General features: G+C 39.5%; 13 protein-coding genes, 2 tRNA genes and 3 rRNA genes. All 18 read left to right on the plus strand.

Features of this window, described 5'->3' with window-relative positions; translation table 11 throughout:
* Positions 1-14 precede the first annotated feature (14 nt).
* Positions 15-1,034, plus strand: a complete 1,020-nt coding sequence (locus VJJ80_00075; protein HLC38520.1) for a hypothetical protein — start codon at positions 15-17, stop codon at positions 1,032-1,034.
* Positions 1,035-1,145: 111 nt separating this feature from the next.
* Positions 1,146-2,405 carry a trigger factor gene (gene tig / locus VJJ80_00080; protein HLC38521.1) on the plus strand — a complete coding sequence of 420 codons (1,260 nt, stop codon included), beginning with the start codon at positions 1,146-1,148 and terminating at the stop codon, positions 2,403-2,405.
* Between the two features lie 93 nt (positions 2,406-2,498).
* Positions 2,499-3,092: an ATP-dependent Clp endopeptidase proteolytic subunit ClpP gene (clpP, locus tag VJJ80_00085; GenBank protein HLC38522.1), complete on the plus strand. Its 594-nt coding sequence runs from the start codon at positions 2,499-2,501 to the stop codon at positions 3,090-3,092.
* Positions 3,093-3,369: 277 nt separating this feature from the next.
* Positions 3,370-4,845: ribosomal RNA gene (locus VJJ80_00090) — 16S ribosomal RNA — on the plus strand.
* Positions 4,846-5,101: 256 nt separating this feature from the next.
* The gene (locus VJJ80_00095; GenBank protein ID HLC38523.1) at positions 5,102-5,497 is read left to right on the plus strand and encodes a hypothetical protein; all 396 of its coding nucleotides are present in this window, start codon (positions 5,102-5,104) and stop codon (positions 5,495-5,497) included.
* A 2-nt stretch (positions 5,498-5,499) separates the two neighbouring features.
* The gene (locus VJJ80_00100; GenBank protein HLC38524.1) at positions 5,500-8,028 is read left to right on the plus strand and encodes an ATP-dependent Clp protease ATP-binding subunit; all 2,529 of its coding nucleotides are present in this window, start codon (positions 5,500-5,502) and stop codon (positions 8,026-8,028) included.
* Positions 8,029-8,104: 76 nt separating this feature from the next.
* Positions 8,105-8,179, plus strand: a tRNA-Ile gene (locus VJJ80_00105).
* Positions 8,153-8,491 (plus strand): GIY-YIG nuclease family protein, encoded by a 339-nt coding sequence (locus tag VJJ80_00110; protein HLC38525.1) that lies wholly within the window; start codon positions 8,153-8,155, stop codon positions 8,489-8,491. The genes VJJ80_00105 and VJJ80_00110 overlap by 27 nt, the downstream gene beginning before the upstream one ends.
* 8 nt (positions 8,492-8,499) lie before the next feature.
* Positions 8,500-8,967, plus strand: a complete 468-nt coding sequence (locus VJJ80_00115; protein HLC38526.1) for a hypothetical protein — start codon at positions 8,500-8,502, stop codon at positions 8,965-8,967.
* The gene (locus VJJ80_00120; protein ID HLC38527.1) at positions 8,964-9,194 is read left to right on the plus strand and encodes a hypothetical protein; all 231 of its coding nucleotides are present in this window, start codon (positions 8,964-8,966) and stop codon (positions 9,192-9,194) included. Before VJJ80_00115 ends, VJJ80_00120 begins: the two co-directional genes overlap by 4 nt.
* A gap of 4 nt (positions 9,195-9,198) precedes the next feature.
* Positions 9,199-9,272: transfer RNA gene (locus VJJ80_00125), tRNA-Ala, on the plus strand.
* A gap of 915 nt (positions 9,273-10,187) precedes the next feature.
* Positions 10,188-11,225: a S66 peptidase family protein gene (locus VJJ80_00130; GenBank protein HLC38528.1), complete on the plus strand. Its 1,038-nt coding sequence runs from the start codon at positions 10,188-10,190 to the stop codon at positions 11,223-11,225.
* A gap of 29 nt (positions 11,226-11,254) precedes the next feature.
* On the plus strand, positions 11,255-11,839 hold the full coding sequence (locus VJJ80_00135) for a hypothetical protein (protein ID HLC38529.1): 585 nt from the start codon (positions 11,255-11,257) through the stop codon (positions 11,837-11,839).
* A gap of 159 nt (positions 11,840-11,998) precedes the next feature.
* A complete protein-coding gene (locus VJJ80_00140; protein HLC38530.1) occupies positions 11,999-12,691 on the plus strand; it encodes a hypothetical protein in 693 nt (230 codons plus the stop codon).
* A gap of 503 nt (positions 12,692-13,194) precedes the next feature.
* Positions 13,195-17,207, plus strand: a 23S ribosomal RNA gene (locus tag VJJ80_00145).
* Between the two features lie 91 nt (positions 17,208-17,298).
* Positions 17,299-17,407: ribosomal RNA gene (rrf, locus tag VJJ80_00150) — 5S ribosomal RNA — on the plus strand.
* Positions 17,408-17,540: 133 nt separating this feature from the next.
* The gene (locus tag VJJ80_00155; GenBank protein HLC38531.1) at positions 17,541-18,377 is read left to right on the plus strand and encodes a tRNA-dihydrouridine synthase; all 837 of its coding nucleotides are present in this window, start codon (positions 17,541-17,543) and stop codon (positions 18,375-18,377) included.
* 44 nt (positions 18,378-18,421) lie between these two features.
* On the plus strand, positions 18,422-18,976 hold the full coding sequence (locus VJJ80_00160) for a hypothetical protein (GenBank protein HLC38532.1): 555 nt from the start codon (positions 18,422-18,424) through the stop codon (positions 18,974-18,976).
* Positions 18,977-18,989 lie beyond the last annotated feature (13 nt).

Below are 18,989 nucleotides of genomic sequence, written 5' to 3' on the forward strand. Positions count from 1 at the left end.
TTGTTCAGGAGGTGTTGTTGTTGATATACAAAGCTCGTGCACCAGTTCGAATTTGTGATATGGGTGGTTGGACTGACATTGAATTGTGCAAAAAATTAGGTGGCGGTTGTGTGACTTCAATGGCGGTAAGTTTGTATAGCCAGGTTGCGGTCGAACCTAACGGGTCTGATGGCTTAATGATTATTTCTGAAAATCTCGGTACCAAAGACTATATTGAGGACTATCGAAGAATTGAATATGATGGAACCCTGAATCTTCTCCGAGCGGCTTTGAAACGAATGGGTATTAACCAAGGTCTAACGGTTCGGATAAAGGCTGATGCACCGCCAGGTTGTGGAGTTGGGACTTCAGCATCGGTAGCAGTGGCTTTGTTAGGGGCGATTCATTTGATGAGGGGATTACCAATTGATAAGTCAAAAATTGCCGCCTTGGCGCAAAAATTGGAAACTGAAGAACTTAAACTCTTGTGCGGTGTTCAGGATCAGTGGGCAGCCGCTTTTGGCGGTTGGAATATGATGGAGATTGACTATCCCGAGGTTAACCTCACGCCAATTACGCCCCCTGAAGGTTTAATCCCTGAGCTGGAAAGCCGAATGCTTTTGGTTTATTTTGGGCCAAGAAGTTCTAACAAGCAACATGGTAAGATTTTGAATAATTTTGCTTCTGGTCACGATCGATCAGTACAAGCATTTTCGGAATTAAAGGAAAATGGTCAAAGAATGTATCAGGCTCTGCAGAATGGAGATATAAACTTAATTACTTGGGCTATCAACCAAAACTGGAGATCTCAAAATAAATTAGTTCCTCCTGGATGTTACGGGATTAATACACGGCAGATTGATTGGGTGAGTGAGGTAGCCTTTGAAAACGGAGCAATTGCTTTTGATACCAATGGTGCTGGCGGCGGCGGATCTGCTATTCTGCTTGCTGAAGAAGGCAAAGAATATCAACTTGAAAAGGCGTTGAGGGAAAAGGGCATTCAATTATTACCATTTAGGTTCGACTTTACCGGTTTACAGGTCTGGAAAACATAATTTAAATTACTTGGGGCTTGGGCTCATTTTTTGGGTCTTAGCCCTTTTTTCTTTTTTGGTCTTGTTTTTGAAGCCGTAAAATGATAAAATAATTTAAAAGGAGAAATAAATATGGAAATAAAATCAGAAAAATTACCCAACAGCCAAGTTAAACTGCAAATTACTTTATCGACTAAAGAATTTGCGCCTTTTTCCGAACAAGCATTTTTGAGATTATCAGATTCGACCGACTTGAAGGGGTTTCGTCCCGGGAAAGCGCCTCAAAATTTAATTCGCGCTAAAATTGGTGAAGATAAAATTTTTCAAGAAGCTTTGGAAATTTGTTTACCAAAAACATATTTTGAAGCGGTGAAAAAAGAAAAATTAACGCCAGTTTCTGATCCGGAAATCAAAATTGACAAATATGATGAAGGTAAACCCTTAGCATACACCGCGATTGTGGATATTATTTCGGAATTTAAATTGCCAGATTATAAAAAGATTAAAATTACTAAAAAAACCGTGAAGGTTGGCGAAAAAGAACTTCAAAAATCACTTGAAGATTTGCAAAAATCATATGCCGAATACGAACATAAAAAGGATTCAGCCCAAAAAGGTGACAAAATTGAAATTAATTTTGACGGATATTTAAAAAGCGTCAAAGTTGAACAATTAGCCAGTAAAAACCATCCCTTGATTTTGGGGCAAGGTGGCTTTATCCCGGGTTTTGAAGATAAATTAGTCGGTGCGAAAAAGGGGGAGACTCGTGAATTTGAACTGAAAATGCCGACTAAATTACGGGACCAAATATTGGCGGGAAAAACTATAAATTTTAAAGTGACGATAAATGAAGTTTGGGATGTAGTTTTACCACAAATTGATGAAAAATTTGCCCAAAAAGTTGCCAAAAAACCATTGGTGGAAATGAAAAAGGAATTATTGGCATCGCTTAAAAAACGCACCGAGCTCGAGGTAGATCGGGCTGCACAACAAGAAGTGGTGACTAAAATTGCCGAAAAAACCGAAATTGAAATTCCGCGAAGTTTGGTGGAAAAAGAACAGCTTCACGAAATGCATCATTTGCGAGAAGATATTGAATCTAAAGGTTTAAACTTTGCTGATTATTTATCAAGCATTGGCAAAAAGGAATCTGAATTAGTGAGCGAATTAGAAAAGCAAGCACAGCAAAGAATCAAAATTAGTCTAATTTTGGCGAAAATTCGAGATATTGAAAAAATTAAAGTGAGCCAAAAAGATGTTGATCGCGAATGGGAAATTCTGTCGCGATCCGGATATAAAACTGAAGACGAAGAACCAGCCAAAGCGCAAATTGAAAGACATTTGGAAACTGCCAATGTTTTGAATTTTTTGGTTGATTTAGCTTCAAAATAATGGTATAATATAATTAATGTCAAAGCTCAAAGCTCAAAGTTTAAATGCCAAATGGATTTTAAATTTAAAAATTTAAATTTTTCGGGAGGAAGAATGGATAAAAAAAGAATTACAAATCAGCTCGTGCCGATGGTGATTGAAAAATCAGCCTATGGCGAAAGAGCTTTTGATATTTTTTCCAGGCTTTTGAAAGACCGCGTCATTTTTTTGGGCGGTCCAATTGATGATAATGTCGGTAATTTGATTATTGCCCAATTGTTATTTTTGGAAGCCGAAGATCCCAAAAAAGACATTCAGTTGTATATTAATTCGCCAGGCGGGGTGGCAACCGCAGGTTTGGCAATCTATGATACGATGCAGTATATCAAACCTGACGTTTCCACAATTTGTATTGGTCAAGCCGCCTCGGCAGCTTCAATTTTGTTGGCGGCGGGTGCCAAAGGAAAAAGATTTGCTTTACCATCATCTCGGATTATGATGCATCAAGTGATGGGTGGCACCGAAGGACCAGCCAAGGATATTGAAATTCGCACTCGGGAAATTTTGCGTGTCAAAGAAGCGGTAAACAAAATTTTGGAAAAGCATACCGGGCAACCTTTTGCGAAAATTGAAAAAGATACTGATCGCGATTTCTTCTTGGATGCCAAAGAAGCCAAAGATTATGGCGTGATTGACAAGATTTTCTAAATTGATATTTATTAGTTCAATAATATCCAGAAATAGGGCTTGACAGCCAGTTTTATCTGTATTACAATGAATGCAGATAGGAGGCTGTAAAGATTAAAGCATAAAATTTAATCTTAGCCACGAAGGGTGGATCCGTCGTTGACGGAAAATTTCAAATCTGCTATTATCAGCCTTGGCAGATTTTTCTTGACTTTAGTTCTTTAACAGTTAGGAAATGATAAGAAGCAGCGTTATGTACAAAATACCCTACTCGAGGGTTTAATTTCGAGTAATAAAATTTTTTGAGAGTTTGATCCTGGCTCAGGATAAACGCTGGCGGCGTGCTTAACTCATGCAAGTCAGCCCCGCCTCACGGCGGGGGGCGAACGGGTGAGTAACACGTGGGCAACCTACTTCCACCACGACGATAATTTGCCGAAAGGCGGACTAATAGTCGATAGTTTCCGAGAATGAAACTTTCTCGGAATAAAGATTTATTGGGTGGAAAGGGGCCCGCGGTTTATCAGCTTGTTGGTAGGGTAATGGCCTACCAAGGCGATGACGAATATCCGGCTCGAGAGGGTGAACGGGCACACTGGGACTGAGACACGGCCCAGACTCCTACGGGAGGCAGCAGTGAGGAATATTGCGCAATGGACGAAAGTCTGACGCAGCGACGCCGCGTGAAGGATGAAGCCCCTCGGGGTGTAAACTTCGATAGCTAGGGATGAAATCTTGACAGTACCTAGCGAAAGCACCGACTAACTACGTGCCAGCAGTCGCGGTAATACGTAGGGTGCGAGCGTTATCCGGATTTATTGGGCGTAAAGAGTGCGTAGGTGTTTTAATAAGTTTTTGATTAAATCTCCGAGCTTAACTCGGGAACCGTCAAAAAAACTATTAGAATTGAGGATTTTCGAGGCAAACGGAACTTACGGTGTAGGAGTGAAATCCGTTGATATCGTAAGGAACACCAATGGCGAAGGCAGTTTGCTAGGAATTCCCTGACACTGAGGCACGAAAGCGTGGGGAGCGAAAGGGATTAGATACCCCTGTAGTCCACGCCGTAAACTATGCTGGCTAGATATTTTCGGCATCGACCCCGAAAGTATCGAAGCTTACGCGTTAAGCCAGCCGCCTGGGGAGTACGGCCGCAAGGCTAAAACTCAAAGGAATTGACGGGGAGACGCACAAGTGGTGGAGCATGTGGTTTAATTCGACGACAAGCGAGGAACCTTACCAGGACTTGACATCTGGCGAACCCCGCAGAAATGCGGGGGTGCCCGCAAGGGAACGCCAAGACAGGTGCTGCACGGCTGTCGTCAGCTCGTGGCGTGAGCTGTTCCGTTAAGTCGGGAAACGAGCGCAACCCTTGTCCTGTATTATATGTCTTACAGGAGACTGCCGCAGTTAATGTGGAGGAAGGTGAGGATGACGTCAAGTCAGCGTGGCCCTTATGTTCTGGGCGACACACATGCTACAATGGTCGGTACAACGGGATGCAAAACCGCAAGGTGAAGCTAATCCCATCAAAGCCGACCCCAGTTCGGATTGAGGGCTGAAACTCGCCCTCATGAAGCTGGAATCACTAGTAACCGCCAATCAGCCATGTGGCGGTGAATACGTTCTCGTCTCTTGTACACACCGCCCGTCACGTCATGGAAGTCTTGAATACCGGATGTCCGCCTTATCGCGGACCAAGGTAGGCAAGGTGACCGGGACGAAGTCGTAACAAGGTATCCGTACGGGAACGTGCGGATGGAACACCTCCTTTCTAGGGAGAAATCCCCCGCCTCTTTGGCGGGAGATACGGTCGTTCTGCTTTCTTATCATCTCCTAACTGCGAAAGAGCCAAATCCCAAACTAATTTGGGATTTTTTATTTTGACTAAACAATTTTTCTGGTATAATAGAAATAGATTAAATTAAAATCCGTCAAGAGGTGGGAAGAGCTAATAATTTAACAAATTATTAAGTTTTATTATTTATTGAAGTAAACTTATCAAATTTATCAGAACTGAGGAGGGGAATTTGGAAAATAGCCAAACCATTCAAGCAGGTTTTGGCCTTTGGTCGTGGTATATTTTTTCAATTAAAAGCCTATTTAGTAATATCAAGCTAATTGTTCTCAAAACATTAGATTATTTTTCGGTCACGATTTTGTTAAAAACGCTTTTTTATCCTTGGCGGCGAGATGTGATGACGACCCGAAATTTGCCGATCAATATTAGGTTTCGCGTGATGATTTTTAATTTATTATCTCGGCTAATTGGTGCTTGTGTCAGGTTGGTGACAATTTTTATTGGCCTAATAATCACCTTTTTAGTATATATTTTAGGAGCGGCCACAATCGTTGTTTGGATATTAATGCCAATGTTGGTGTTGGCAGGTTTTATAATTGGAATTTCTAAAATTTTAACTGGGTAAAAATGCCAAATTATTTATTTAATCCTGAAAAATCTAAAATTTTTCAAACTGCAAAAATTGAAAAACTATATCATCAATTTTATATCAAAATAATTCAGGTGTTAGTATGGGTTTTAATGTTTTTGGGAATTGTGATTTGGATTTTGAATTTATTAGAACTATATGAATTTAATAATCGTATTTTGGGATTAGCATTGGCAATAATTTCTACGGGGGTTTTTCTAATAATTTTGGATAGCTATTTCAATTTCCTTTTTAAATTTTCAAATTCGAATTTGGCAAAAATTAAGAGTATGGAATCAGTGAATTGGGCAGATTTTATCGATTTAGAAGTGGCACAAATTGTAAATGCGGCCGAAAAAATTGCCTCCAAGGCCAAAAATCATAACTTGACCACTCTTGGAATTTTTTTGGGAAGTTTAAAAAATCGTAAAATTTCATATTTGCTCGCCAGGGCTGGTATTAATTTGAAAAATTTTCAAAATGAATTTCAAGCATCCGTGGCATATTCACAATCGAGTGAAATGGAAAATAAAAGCCATATTTTGTCTTTATGGTTGGAAGCGGCAAATTTTGCCATCAGCCAAAGACATACTCGAATTCAAGTTGGAGATCTTTTTTATGCCCTAACCAAGACTGAAGCATTTTTGCAAAAAATTATGTTTACTTTAGATTTGAAAATTGAAGATATGGCGAATTTGGTCCACTGGCAAAATTTGGTTTTTCAACGTTTTGAAAATCAACGTCGCTTTTTTTCACCTGATTATTTTGAAAAAACCGGTGGTATTGGTCGCGAATGGTCATATGGCTATACGCCAAATTTAAATTTAATTAGTTTTGATATTACCTCCCAAATTCAAAAAACCGGTTCAAATTTACATATGGTTGGTCATCAACTTGAAATTGAAGAAATGGAAAGGATTTTATCCCGTTCGGGTAAAAATAATATTTTATTGGTCGGCGAGCCCGGGGTTGGTAAAAATACGATTGTTTTAGGGTTTGCAAAACGGATTTGTCAGAATCGAGCTTTAAAATCATTAAGGTATAAAAAAATTTTTAAATTAGACATGGGCAGATTGTTAGCGGGTGAGCCAGCGGAAATTGAAGCAAAATTGGTGACAGCATTAAACGAAGCGGTGGCGGCTGGGGATATTATCTTATTTATTGAAAATATCGAAACTTTATTCGGTGGTGGTGAGTCCAAAATTGGGGCAATTGATGCTTCGGAAATATTAGCACCATATTTAGGTTCCACGGCGTTACAATTGATCGGGACATGCAGCTATCGAGATTATCACCAGTTTGTTGAAGCTAAGCCCATAATTGCTGGCGGTTTTGAAAAAATTGAAGTCGCCGAACCTAATGAAATCACCACGATTAAAATTTTAGAAGAAGTCACACCTTTTATTGAAGGGCAGTATCAAATTTTTACTTCATATCAAGCGTTGCGTGAAATTGTAAAATTAGCAAAAAGATATTTGACCGATAAGCCATTTCCGGAAAAAGCAATTGATTTATTGGATGAGGTTGCGGTTTATGTGTCTTCGAAAACCACAGATAAGTTAGTTCAGCCTGTTCATGTGCAAAAAATTGTGGCAGATAAGACTAAAATTCCAACTGAGCAAGTGCAAGCGGCCGAAAAAGAGAAATTATTAAACTTAGAGCAATTTTTGCATCAACGAGTTATTGGTCAAAATGAAGCCGTTAAAGCTATTTCTGAGGCGATGAGAAGGGCTAGAACTGGCTTAAAATCTGAGAAAAAACCAATCGGTTCATTTTTATTTTTGGGTCCGACCGGGGTGGGTAAAACCGAAACTGCCAAAGCCTTAGCGGAGAGCTTTTTTGGGTCAGAAAATTCGATGTCCAGATTAGATATGTCAGAATTCAAAATGCATGAAGCTTTGGACCGTTTAGTCGGAACGCCAAATAGTGGAGAAGGAGTCTTGACGGCTAAAATTAAAGAAAATCCATACTGTTTATTGCTTTTAGACGAAATCGAAAAAGCCCATCCTGATGTTTTAAATTTATTTTTACAAGTTTTAGATGAAGGACAATTAACCGATAGGTTAGGCAGAAAGGTTAATTTTACGAATACAATTATTATTGCGACTTCAAACGCCGGTGCGGAGCTAATTCGAGAAAATATTAAAGTTCGAACTGACCCGTCTGTTTTGAAAGAAAAATTGTTGGAATATTTACAACACGGGGGCATTTTTAGACCAGAATTTTTGAATCGTTTTGATGACGTAATTTCCTTCAAGCCCTTGGAGATTTCGGAAATCCAGCAAGTTTGCCAATTGATTTTAGTTAAATTAGCCAAAAGGCTCAAAGATGAAAAAGAGATTGTGTTAGGGGTCGCTCCGGACGCGGTTGCCAAATTAGCCCAATTAGGCTATGATCCAGAAATGGGGGCGAGGCCAATGCAGCGGGTGATTGCTGATAAAGTTGAAAATTGGCTTGCAGAAAGATTGCTGAGAGGCGAAATTATTAAGGGCCAAAAAGTCATCTTTCGACTCAATGATATTGCTTGATTATCGGGAAAATTTAGAGTATAATAGGTTGGAATTTAATAATTTTACATTTTGATTTTTAACTTTTGATTTTTTTGGGCGATTAGCTCAGTGGTAGAGCGCATCTCTGATAAAGATGAGGTCGATGGTTCGATCCCATCATCGCCCACCATTCGACAAGCTCATGGCTTTCAGCCAGGAGATAGAAGAATGCCCTGAGTTTATCGAAGGGCAATTCATGAAATACTTTACTTATATTTTACTTTGCGAGAACAATAAATATTACGTTGGTCATACTAATAATCTAGAAAATCGCTTCGAATATCATTTAAAGAAATCTGGAGCTAAGTTTACATCACAAAATAAACCTAAAAAATTTGTCTGGTCACAAGAATTTAGTAAAGAAATTGATGCTATCAGACGAGAAAAACAGATTAAAGGATGGTCAAGAGTAAAGAAAGATAAACTAATTTCAGGAATTTAGAAATAATTATGATTGCAACTCCACATATGATTGTCGGGGCAGTCCTCGGCGATCTGATCCAAAATTTACCCTTGGCATTTTTGGCGGGATTTGTCTCGCATTTTGTTTTTGACGCGATTCCTCATTTTGAATCAACCGCATTTTTGCCAACTAGTCAGCGTAAAAATTATCCTTTAAGCCGAAGAGCAGCGATTCTTGAATTTTTTGAAGTGATTTTTGGCGCAACATTAGTGATACTTTTTTATTTAAAAGTTCATCATCTATCGGTGGTAATTGCGGCGGTGGCGGCGGTTTTGCCTGATTGGGATAAATTTCCACTTATTGGCGAGAAACTAAAAAATGTTTGGGGTTTTCGGCAATTTCATAATTTTCATGAGTCTATTCATATTCAACTTAAACCTAAATACTGGATTTTCACCTTCCCAGTTTATATAATTATAATAGGAATAGCAATTTGGGCGTGGTTTTATAAATGATTATTTTAAAGATTTTAATTTTTGTGTTAGCGTCGATTATTGGACTTTGTTTTTTGGTATATGCTGAACCTTTGGTGCGGACTTTTGGAAAGGCTGAGTGGGCAGAAAGACGTTTTGGGACGATGGGTGGTTCGTATTTAGTCTGGAAATTAGCTGGTATATTAATAATTGTTTTAGGATTTTTATTTCTAATGGGCGGTTTGGATTGGTTAATTTTCCCAAAATAAATAAGGGGCTATAGTTTAATGGTAAAACGGCGGTTTTGCATACCGCGGATGGCAGTTCGATTCTGCCTAGCTCCACCAAAGTTTATTTACAGCGGAATTCCCCCCACACCCCCCTTCCGCCTCGCCCGAGCCGAAGCGAAGCCCCGCCGCCCTGCTCGTTCAGAGCAGAGTCCCGCAAAAAAGTTTTCTTTTCCTTTTAGAAGAAAAAAATCGCGCGCCAAATAAAAAAATGCGAAGAAAACTTTTTTGCGGAACAGCGAGCGAAGCAAGCGGCGGCGAAGCGGAGCGAATTAGTTGGGATTTTGTTCAAAATGAGTTCTGACTTTTTCCAACAAACACCAAATTGACAGGTTGGGGGTTTCCGTCATGGCTCGGCGCCATGCCGAGACAGACGAGTCCCCTCGCCTTCAGCCATATTTTTTGTAGTACCAGCATTAATTCAAATTCCTGTTTTATCGTCTATATTATTGTTTGCCACAAGATTATTCTTAACCGTTGCTCTGGTCGGAGTTAAAAAAACCGAATTTGTAAACAAGGGATAGAATAATCACAGGAAATAGTAAATAATTATGTAACTTAGAAGGGCAAGAAATGAACTTAATAATTGGTATCGTTTTAGTGGTCATCGGTTTTGCACTAAACCAGTGGATATCACATTCTTTGAGTAAAGATGCATTGTCAAGACCTATGTTTTTGAACTACCCAGCAAGCATACTTATTTCTACTATTGTATATATCACCATATATGTTATTGGATTGTTTTTTCTTTATAAGGTTTCGATATGGGTACCAGTTGTCTTGATAATATTGTTTCTGCTCTTAATAGTATCTAATTTATTTAAAAAGGTTAAATAGAAAACCGTGATTAAAGAATCTGCTCCAAAAAAGAATTGAATATCTTGACTAAAATTAGAGAGAGGAATTCCCAGCCAATGACTGATCCGCCTTTGGCGGAGAATTTGTTCGGATCCACATAAAAATTGAAGAGGAATCATGATGAATTATAAAAAACCAAAAAAATTGAAACAAGGTGATACTGTGGCAATCGTGTCTCCGTCTTGGGGAGGTCCAAGCGTTTTCCCTGATATTTATGAAAATGGTCTTAAGGTTTTGCGCGAATGGAATTTGAAAATTAAAGAATTTCCAACGACCAGAATGGATCCCGATTCTTTAAGGGCAAATCCGCGGGTTCGTGCGAAGGATATTAATGAAGCATTCGCGGACCCGGAAATTAAGGCTATTTTTGCTTCGATTGGCGGCGACGATTCTATACGAATTTTGCCCTTTTTGGATAAAAATATTATAGTTAATAATCCAAAAATCTTGATGGGGTATTCGGATACTTCAACGCTCCATGTATTTTTAAGCTTGCAGAGTCTTGTAAGTTTTTATGGATTAACAATTATGGCTGGTTTTTCGCAGATGGAAAGTCTGCCCGAAAGTTTAAAATCTCATGTTCATGAGATGCTTTTTAAGCCAAAAGACGGTTATGAATATAAAGCTTATGGAGAATATTGCGATGGTTATCCTAATTGGTCGAATGAAAAAAATCTCGGAAAAGTGAATCCAATAAAAAAAGATGATGGTTGGCATTGGCTGCAAGGAAATAAAAAAGTTCAAGGTAAATTATTCGGTGGTTGTTTTGAGATTTTAGAAATGATGAAGGCAACCGATTTTTGGCCATCGCGAGATTTTTGGAAAGAAAAAATATTTTTTCTTGAAACTTCCGAGTCGAAACCGACAATCGACAACATTGATACTGAATTGAGAAATTATGGAATGTTAGGAGTATTTAATGAAATAAACGGGTTAATTTTTGGTCGAGCAAGAGATTATTCGCAAGATGAGAAAAAAGAGCTGGAAGAAAAAATAATTTCTATTGCAAAAGAGTTTAATAAACCAGATTTACCAATTGTGGCTAACTTCGATGTTGGTCATACCGATCCTCAATTAGTGTTGCCGCTTGGGGTAAAGGTTGAAATCGATTGTCAAAATAAAAAAATAGGATTGAAGGAATCATGGTTAGAATAAAATTTGTTGATAAATTAAAGGAATAAATCATGATTAAAAATAATCTTTTTGAAAAAAGCGAAAAATTTAAAGCAGATGCAGATAAGATTTTAAAAGAATCTGATTTGATTAATTTTCTTTCAAAATACGGTAAGGTAAAACCAGTTGGCGCTTATCATTTTGATATTATGATGAGAGGAGATATTGATTTTCATATATTTATGGAAAAAGTTGATAAAGAAAAAGTTATTGATGCCTTGAATAAACTGATTGGGCAAGGATATTTTCAGGCATATATGTTTGACGATTTTGTGAAGTATTCACGACTAATTAAAAACTCTAACGATCAGTTTCCATATGGTTATTATTTAGGGTTAATTGTTATCCCAAAAGGTTATGATAAGAGATGGAAAATTGACATTTGGTTTATTGAGAAAGACAGCCTTTCTGGCAAAAAATATTATCAGCTTTTGAAGAATAATCTCAACGAAGAAAATAAAAAACTGATTTTAGAGCTTAAGGATTACAAAATAAAAAATAAATTAGATTTTCCCAGCACGATTATTTATGACGCGGTTTTGGTTAAGGGTATAAAAAATATAAATGGATTTATAGAATATATTAAAGATCTTTAGGGTAGGTTGGAGATTTAGGGTGGGAAATAAACTTCGAAAATGTTTATATATTTCCCACCTTTTTATTTTTAATAGAATTATTTTCTCTTGACAACTAAAACCCACGTGCTACGATAAATTTAAAGGTCGATACTATCAATTTCATTTTAGAGGTCTAAAATGAATGACGGAATTATTGCGAGTTGGGCCGATGCTTTGAATATTGCTTGGCACACCATTGCTGATCGGATTATTAACTTTATCCCGAACTTACTTGGCGCGATTTTAATTTTGATTATTGGTTGGATTTTGGCAGTTTTATTAGATCGATTAGTCGATCAGTTAATGAGAGTAATTGGCCTTCAAAGCTTAGCGGAAAAAATGAAGCTCGAAGATGGCATCAAGAAAGTCGGCATTAAAAAAGATTTTGCGGGTTTAGTGGGCGCTTTTGTAAAATGGGTGATCATAATTGTCGCCTTTTTAGCCGCTGCAGAAGCTTTACAACTCACTCAAGTGGTTGAATTCTTAAACAGCATCTTAAATTATGTCCCTAATGTCGCCGCCGCCGCTGGAATTTTGTTGATTGGTGTTGTTTTGGCTAATTTCTTGGCTGATGTGGTCGGTTCTGTGACTAAAGGGATTGAAATTGGTTATTCTGAACTTTTAGCTTTATTGGTGCGTGGTGCGATTTTGGTTTTTACGGTTTTAGCCGCTTTAGTCCAACTTAATGTGGCGAGTTATTTAATCCAAACCCTATTCACCGGTTTTGTGGCTTTGTTTGCAATTGCGGGTGGATTAGCCTTTGGTTTGGGTGGCAAAGATGCCGCCGCTGAATTTGTTGATAAAGTCAAAAAAGATATCCAAAAGAGATAATTTTTACTATTTTAGTGCTCTGTTCCGCTTTTTGGCGGAACAGAGGCTAGAATAGGGCTTGATCCCACACAATTTATCTTTCGCCTTTTGGGAACTATTCGTTCACGGCTCAAGATGCGATTTTGAGGGATCAATACCAGCTAATTAATATTTTAAAGAAGAGGTATTGACATCGGTTTTTTTATTTGGTAGACTTAAAACATCACTATGAATTAATTTTTTTATAGGTGATAGGACAAGATTAATGTTAAATATATTGACAATTTGGACGGAGGTTTCAGGCGGCTAATTTAAAGCTGAATTTTAGCTTGATTTTGGACCGCCATGGCGGTCTTTTTTCATCTCTTGATTTAAAAATCTTTAAATTACCAAAAGTAATTTGAAGCAATTGCATCAAGCGTTGTTCATTAACAATTGATATTTTTGGTTTTTACCTGTTAGTCTCCGATGCTCAGTCAGGGGGTCGGGGTTTTGAAGTCTCTTTTTGGCTTCAAAACGGAACAAATTAAATTACAGAATGCATATGGTGGATGCCTTGACATTAAAAGCCGATGAAGGACGTGGTAGGCTGCGATAAGCTCGGGGGAGTTGTCAAACAAACTTTGATCCCGAGACTTCCGAATGGGGAAACCCACTCCGATGTAAATCGGAGGATCCGGCTCTTTTGGAGCTGGATGGTAAGCTGGCGAACTGAAACATCTTAGTAGCCAGAGGAAAAGAGAAAGACATTTTATTCCCCTAGTAGTGGCGAGCGAACGGGGAAGAGCCCAAACTAGCCATTGCTTCGCAATGGAAGCACTAAATCCGAAATCCGAATTTCTAAACAAATTTATGAAATTCAAATCATAAAGACAAGTTTTGAATTTAGAATATTAAAAATTGTTTAGGATTTAGAAATTAGAATTTAGAATTTCCGCTGCGGAGTAGCGGCTGGGGTTGTGAGATATTGGTGTTTTTAATAACAAAGCTTTGAGAATTTTTAGCTAAACGAGTCTGGAAAGGACGGCCATAGAAGGTAATAGCCCTGTAAGCGAAAAAAATTTGAAAAGCTCTGATTTTCTCGAGTACTATCAGACACGTGAAATCTGGTAGGAATCTGCCCTGATCACGGGGCAAGGCTAAATACTTTTAATGTCGATAGCGAACTAGTACCGTGAGGGAAAGGTGAAAAGATCCCCGGTGAGGGGAGTGAAATAGTACCTGAAACCATATGCTGACAAAGAGTAGGAGCCCCGCCTTTGGCGGGGTGACTGCGTGCTTTTTGCATAACGAACCAACGAGTTAGCTGTTGCAAGCAAGCTTAAGTCCACTGGATGGAGGCGAAGCGAAAGCGAGTCTTAATAGGGCGTTTAGTTTGCAGCACTAGACCCGAAACCAGGTGAGCTAACCTTGAGCAGGGTGAACTCCGCAGAAATGCGTAGGGAAGCCCGAACCCGTCGAAGTTACAAATTCGTGGGATGACTTGAGGTTAGAGGTAAAATGCTAATCGAACCTGGCGATAGCTGGTTCTCCCCGAAATATATTTAGGTATAGCCCAAAGTGATCGTCTTTTGGGGTAGAGTACTGGATGAATTTCCCCCGCCTATGGCGGGGGGCTTTAACCAAACTCCGAATACAAAAGATTTCAGCTTTGGAGTCAGGTTGTGGGGGATAAACTCCATTGTCCAAAAGGGCAACAACCCAGACCATAATCTAAGGTCCCTAAGTGATAGTTAAGTGGGAAAGGATGTGATTAACCTGAGACAACTAGGAGGTTGGCTTAGAGGTAGCCATTCCTTTAAAGAGTGTGTAACAACTCACTATTTGATGGTTGATTGCGCCGAAAATACACGGGGCTAAAACTATCCACCGAAGGTATGGATTTCCGTCTTTTGACGGAAGTGGTAGGGGAGCGTTCTACATTTTGCGAAGGTAAAGCGCAAGCTTTGCTGGAAGGTGTAGAAGTGAGAATGTTGGTATGAGTAACGATATCCCGATGAAAACTCGGGACACCGAATTTCTGAGGTTTCCACCGCAACGACAATCGGCGGTGGGTTAGTCGGTCCTAAGCTGAGGCCGAAAGGCGTAGGCGATGGTAAATCCGTTAATATTCGGATACCATAAATATTGCGTTTGTACGATGGGGTGACGCGGTTTGAAGGCTAAGCGGTTACAAATTATCCGTCTAAGCCTGAATTTGGCTCTTTGGCAAATCCGGGAGCGTAATAATTCAGGCAAATGAAATTCCTTTCTGGGAAATTTAGCTGTAGGAATCGCCAAGAAAAACCTCTAAGGAGTGATATTTATGTCCGTACCGTAAACCGACACAGGTAGAATACTATAAGAGTAGTAAGGTGTACGAGAGAACCCACCAAAAGGAACTCGGCAAAACAGCAGCTGTAACTTCGGGATATAGCTTTCCCGCCTCATCGGCGGGACGCAGCTAAAGACTCCAGGCGACTGTTTATCAAAAACACAGGCCTCTGCTAACCCGCAAGGGGATGTATAGGGGCTGACGCCTGCCCAGTGCTAGTAGGTCATGGGGATCCCTGACCTCCGCCTTTGGCGGAGTAAGGGGAGAACTCAAGCCCTAGTAAACGGCGGCGATAACTATAATCGTCCTATGGTAGGAAGTGCTGCCATAGTAAAATTTGGCTATATGCTGGAAAATCTGTTGAATTTGAGGCTACTATGGTATAATATGTCCATAGAAGGACAATTATGCCAAGTAAAAAAGCAATCAATGCAGACAACCAGCAGGAAAGACTAAAAATTGAAAATTGGATCGTTGGTTTTACAGATGGAGAAGGTACATTCTCGGTAAGTAAAATAAAAAATTCTACCACAAAATCTGGCTTTCAAATTTTTCCTGAATTTGTAATTACTCAAGGAGAAAAAAGCCACTCAGTCTTAGTGAGTATTAAAAAATATTTCGGTTGCGGAAACATTTATATTAATAAAAGGTACGACAATCACAAAGAAAATTTATACAGATATTGTGTTAGATCAAGAAAAGATTTAACCGAAAAAATAATACCATTTTTTTGCACAAATCCGCTAAGAACTGCAAAAATAAAAGATTTTCAAAAATTTTGTAAAATTGTAAAAGCAATGAATCTAGGCGATCATTTAAAGAATAATTTCAATTTTTAGAATCCTCAGAGACTATACGCCAAACCTCGACGTGACGTCGGGGAAGATATAGTCCCATCTGCATGGCGACATGCAGGTCCAATTTAGGACAATCCATTTTTTTTGGAAAAGAACATAAGCGAAATTCCTTGTCGTGTAAGTTACGACCCGCACGAATGGCGTAACGGTCTGGAGACTGTCTCTTGGTGGGACTCGGTGAAATTGCAATGCCGGTGAAGATGCCGGCTACTTATGGCAAGACGGAAAGACCCCGGGAGCTTTACTATAGCTTGATATTGAGTTGAAATTTTTGATTGTGTAGGCTAAGTGGGAGTCCCGCCTTTGGCGGGACGCAAGGTGAAATACCACTCTTTCATGGTTTCGGTTCTAACTCCTAACGACACGTTAGGAGAACAGTGTCAGGTGGGTAGTTTGACTGGGGCGGTCGCCTCCTAAAGAGTAACGGAGGCGTCCTAAGGTCAGCTAAGCGCAGATGGAAATTGCGCTGATAGTGTAAAGGCATAAGCTGGCTTAACTGCGAGACTTACAAGTCAAGCAGAAACGAAAGTTGGGCTTAGTGATCCGGTCCGCCCGTGTGAGAGGCGGATCGCTCAACGAATAAAAGCTACCCCGGGGATAACAGGCTTATCTCCTCCAAGAGTTCACATCGACGAGGAGGTTTGGCACCTCGATGTCGGCCCATCGCATCCTGGCTCTGAAGTCGGAGCCAAGGGTTTGTCTGTTCGCCAATTAAAGCGGTACGCGAGCTGGGTTCAAACCGTCAAATTTTGGCATCGAGATATACGGCGGCTTTTCGCCGTAAGGCGAATCGAATAAATTGACTCATATCGGTGAAACCCTAACATTTGATAATTAACCTGTCGGATGTTAGGATGATACCGAGGGAAGTCTTAGAAAATTTAAGATTAAAAAGTAAAAATGGAAAATTTAAATTTTGAACTTTGATTTTTGATTTTTTGATGACCCCGTAGAGACTGATCCTTAAGTGGAGAGATTCGATATAACAATATAACAATCGAATAAAACGTCAATCCCCCCGCCGACGGCGGGGGTGATGGTATAGTCCATACATTTGGTAACAAATGAAAAAATTACGTAAGACAGGTTGGTCCTAATCTGCCATAAGCGTTGAAGCTTGAAGGGGTCTGCGCATAGTACGAGAGGACCTGCGTGGACGAACCTCTGGTTTATCAGCTGTCCCATTCGGGGCACTGCTGAGAAGCTATGTTCGGTTCGGATAACCGCTGAAAGCATCTAAGCGGGAAGCCATCCCTAAGATTAGGCTTTTGAGATTGGTCGTAGACTACGACCTTGATAGGTCTTGAGGTGTAAGGTCAGTAATGATTTCAGCTTCAAGATACTAATATCAATTAAATTTAATTTGTGCAGACTTGAGAGTTTTCGAAGTCTCAAGTCTGCGACGACTGACAGGTAAAAACCAAAAATAATCAAGAATCAAATTTCGTCGTTTAAACGCTGGTGTTCATGGCGGATGGGTCACACCTGATCCCATTCCGAACTCAGAAGTTAAGCCATCCTGCGCTGATGATACTGCTTTTGTGGGACAGTAAGTCAACGCCAGCGCTTAGATGATGAACCGAATTTAGATCATAAAAAAACGGCCGTTTGGCCGTTTTTTAGTTGAAATTTTTGCAAACTTATGGTTTAATTTATTAGGATACGCCGATTATCAGAATATGCAAAGGAGGAAGGCTGGATGGTTCAGTTGGGCGAGATCCAACTTCAGAGCCGAATTGTGGTCGCATCTGGTGCATTGGGCTACGGTCGGCGCTGGCCGCATCGTTGGTTGATTGATTTTCGTCAGCTTGGTGCTATCACCTTAAAAACTGTCACTTTAAATCCTGAAGAAGGAAATTACCGATGGTATGCACCTTGGAAAGTTTTGCGCAGGTTCCCAGATGGTTGTGGTTGGATAAATTGTTTCGGACTGACAAATTCTGGCTTATCTGATTTGATTGAACATAAATTGCCAAAAGTTTTAGAGTTACCGGTAATTGTCAGTATTTGGGGGGATACTTATTCTGAGCTCGCGACAATGATAGCCATATTAAATGAAACCGATATTCTAGCAATAGAATTAAACATTTCTTGTCCGAATGTTGCTTATTCAAAATTACAAGATTTGGATAATATTGAAGATGCTTTCCCAAGACTCATTCGTGAATCTCGTCATCCTTTAATTATCAAAGTTGGCGAAGGTCAGGATTACATTAAAATTGCCCAAATTACACAACAGGCTGGATTTTCAGCAATCTCGGCAATAAATACGGTCAGATCTAATAATTCTGGGGGAATTTCCGGGCCAATGATTAAAAATCGAGCCGTCGAAGTAGTATCCCAAATCCATCAGGCAGTACCCAAATTGGCGATTATTGGTGGAGGCGGTATTGAAAATTGGGATGATGCTCAAGATTTTCTAAATGCCGGCGCAACCGCGGTTAGCCTGGCGAGTATGTTTATTTGGTATCCGCCTTATCAATCTTTTCCATTTTGGAAAATTAGACAAATTATTAAAGAGGAAAGAAAATCTTAACTCGGCGCCTAGTTTGGCACAATGCAAAATTAGGCGTTTTTTTATTGCAAATTTTGAAGTTTTATTATATAATTAAACCACTTCAGGAAGGAGTGAGAAGGTTGAGGGCAGACGCTACTGTCCAAGCCGAAACCGATAGTTTAACAGAAGTTACTGATGAGAAATTGGAAAGTTTACTTGGACAAGCACGAGCTTTGCAGGATGGAATAAGTGGCGTGGCATATCTGAGAAATGCAAAACATGATTATGACCGATGTGATTTACTTGGACTTAGAAATCGTGCCATACAAGGAGTTGCAGATGCGGCTGAATATATATTAGACTCGGAGTTTGAAAAAATTTCGAGAATTTATTGCAACCACGATGATCCGGTGGTTTGTCCTTGTTCAGTTTGCGAGATAGTTTATATGATAAATCCGGAAACAGAAAAGAAAATCCAAGCAAAACTCCAACATTTACTACCCTCTTGTGTTAAGCTGGATGGAAATTTCAAAAACACTGATGCAGTCCTATTTGTACGAAATCTTGACGGTACTTCGTCCCCTCAACAGATACCGGTAAAGTCCATTACTCGAATTAAGATTATCCGAAAACAATAACCCAAGTCTTTTT

Source organism: Patescibacteria group bacterium (genome assembly GCA_035288465.1).
Taxonomy (GTDB): domain Bacteria; phylum Patescibacteriota; class UBA1384; order DATEAH01; family DATEAH01; genus DATEAH01.

Bases quoted from the DNA above. Each gene is read 5' to 3' on its own strand.
- tig (HLC38521.1), top strand. From the start codon at position 1,146: ATGGAAATAAAATCAGAAAAATTACCCAACAGCCAAGTTAAACTGCAA.
- clpP (HLC38522.1), top strand. From the start codon at position 2,499: ATGGATAAAAAAAGAATTACAAATCAGCTCGTGCCGATGGTGATTGAA.
- VJJ80_00100 (HLC38524.1), top strand. From the start codon at position 5,500: ATGCCAAATTATTTATTTAATCCTGAAAAATCTAAAATTTTTCAAACT.
- VJJ80_00110 (HLC38525.1), top strand. From the start codon at position 8,153: ATGGTTCGATCCCATCATCGCCCACCATTCGACAAGCTCATGGCTTTC.
- VJJ80_00115 (HLC38526.1), top strand. From the start codon at position 8,500: ATGATTGCAACTCCACATATGATTGTCGGGGCAGTCCTCGGCGATCTG.
- VJJ80_00120 (HLC38527.1), top strand. From the start codon at position 8,964: ATGATTATTTTAAAGATTTTAATTTTTGTGTTAGCGTCGATTATTGGA.
- VJJ80_00130 (HLC38528.1), top strand. From the start codon at position 10,188: ATGATGAATTATAAAAAACCAAAAAAATTGAAACAAGGTGATACTGTG.
- VJJ80_00135 (HLC38529.1), top strand. From the start codon at position 11,255: ATGATTAAAAATAATCTTTTTGAAAAAAGCGAAAAATTTAAAGCAGAT.
- VJJ80_00140 (HLC38530.1), top strand. From the start codon at position 11,999: ATGAATGACGGAATTATTGCGAGTTGGGCCGATGCTTTGAATATTGCT.
- VJJ80_00155 (HLC38531.1), top strand. From the start codon at position 17,541: ATGGTTCAGTTGGGCGAGATCCAACTTCAGAGCCGAATTGTGGTCGCA.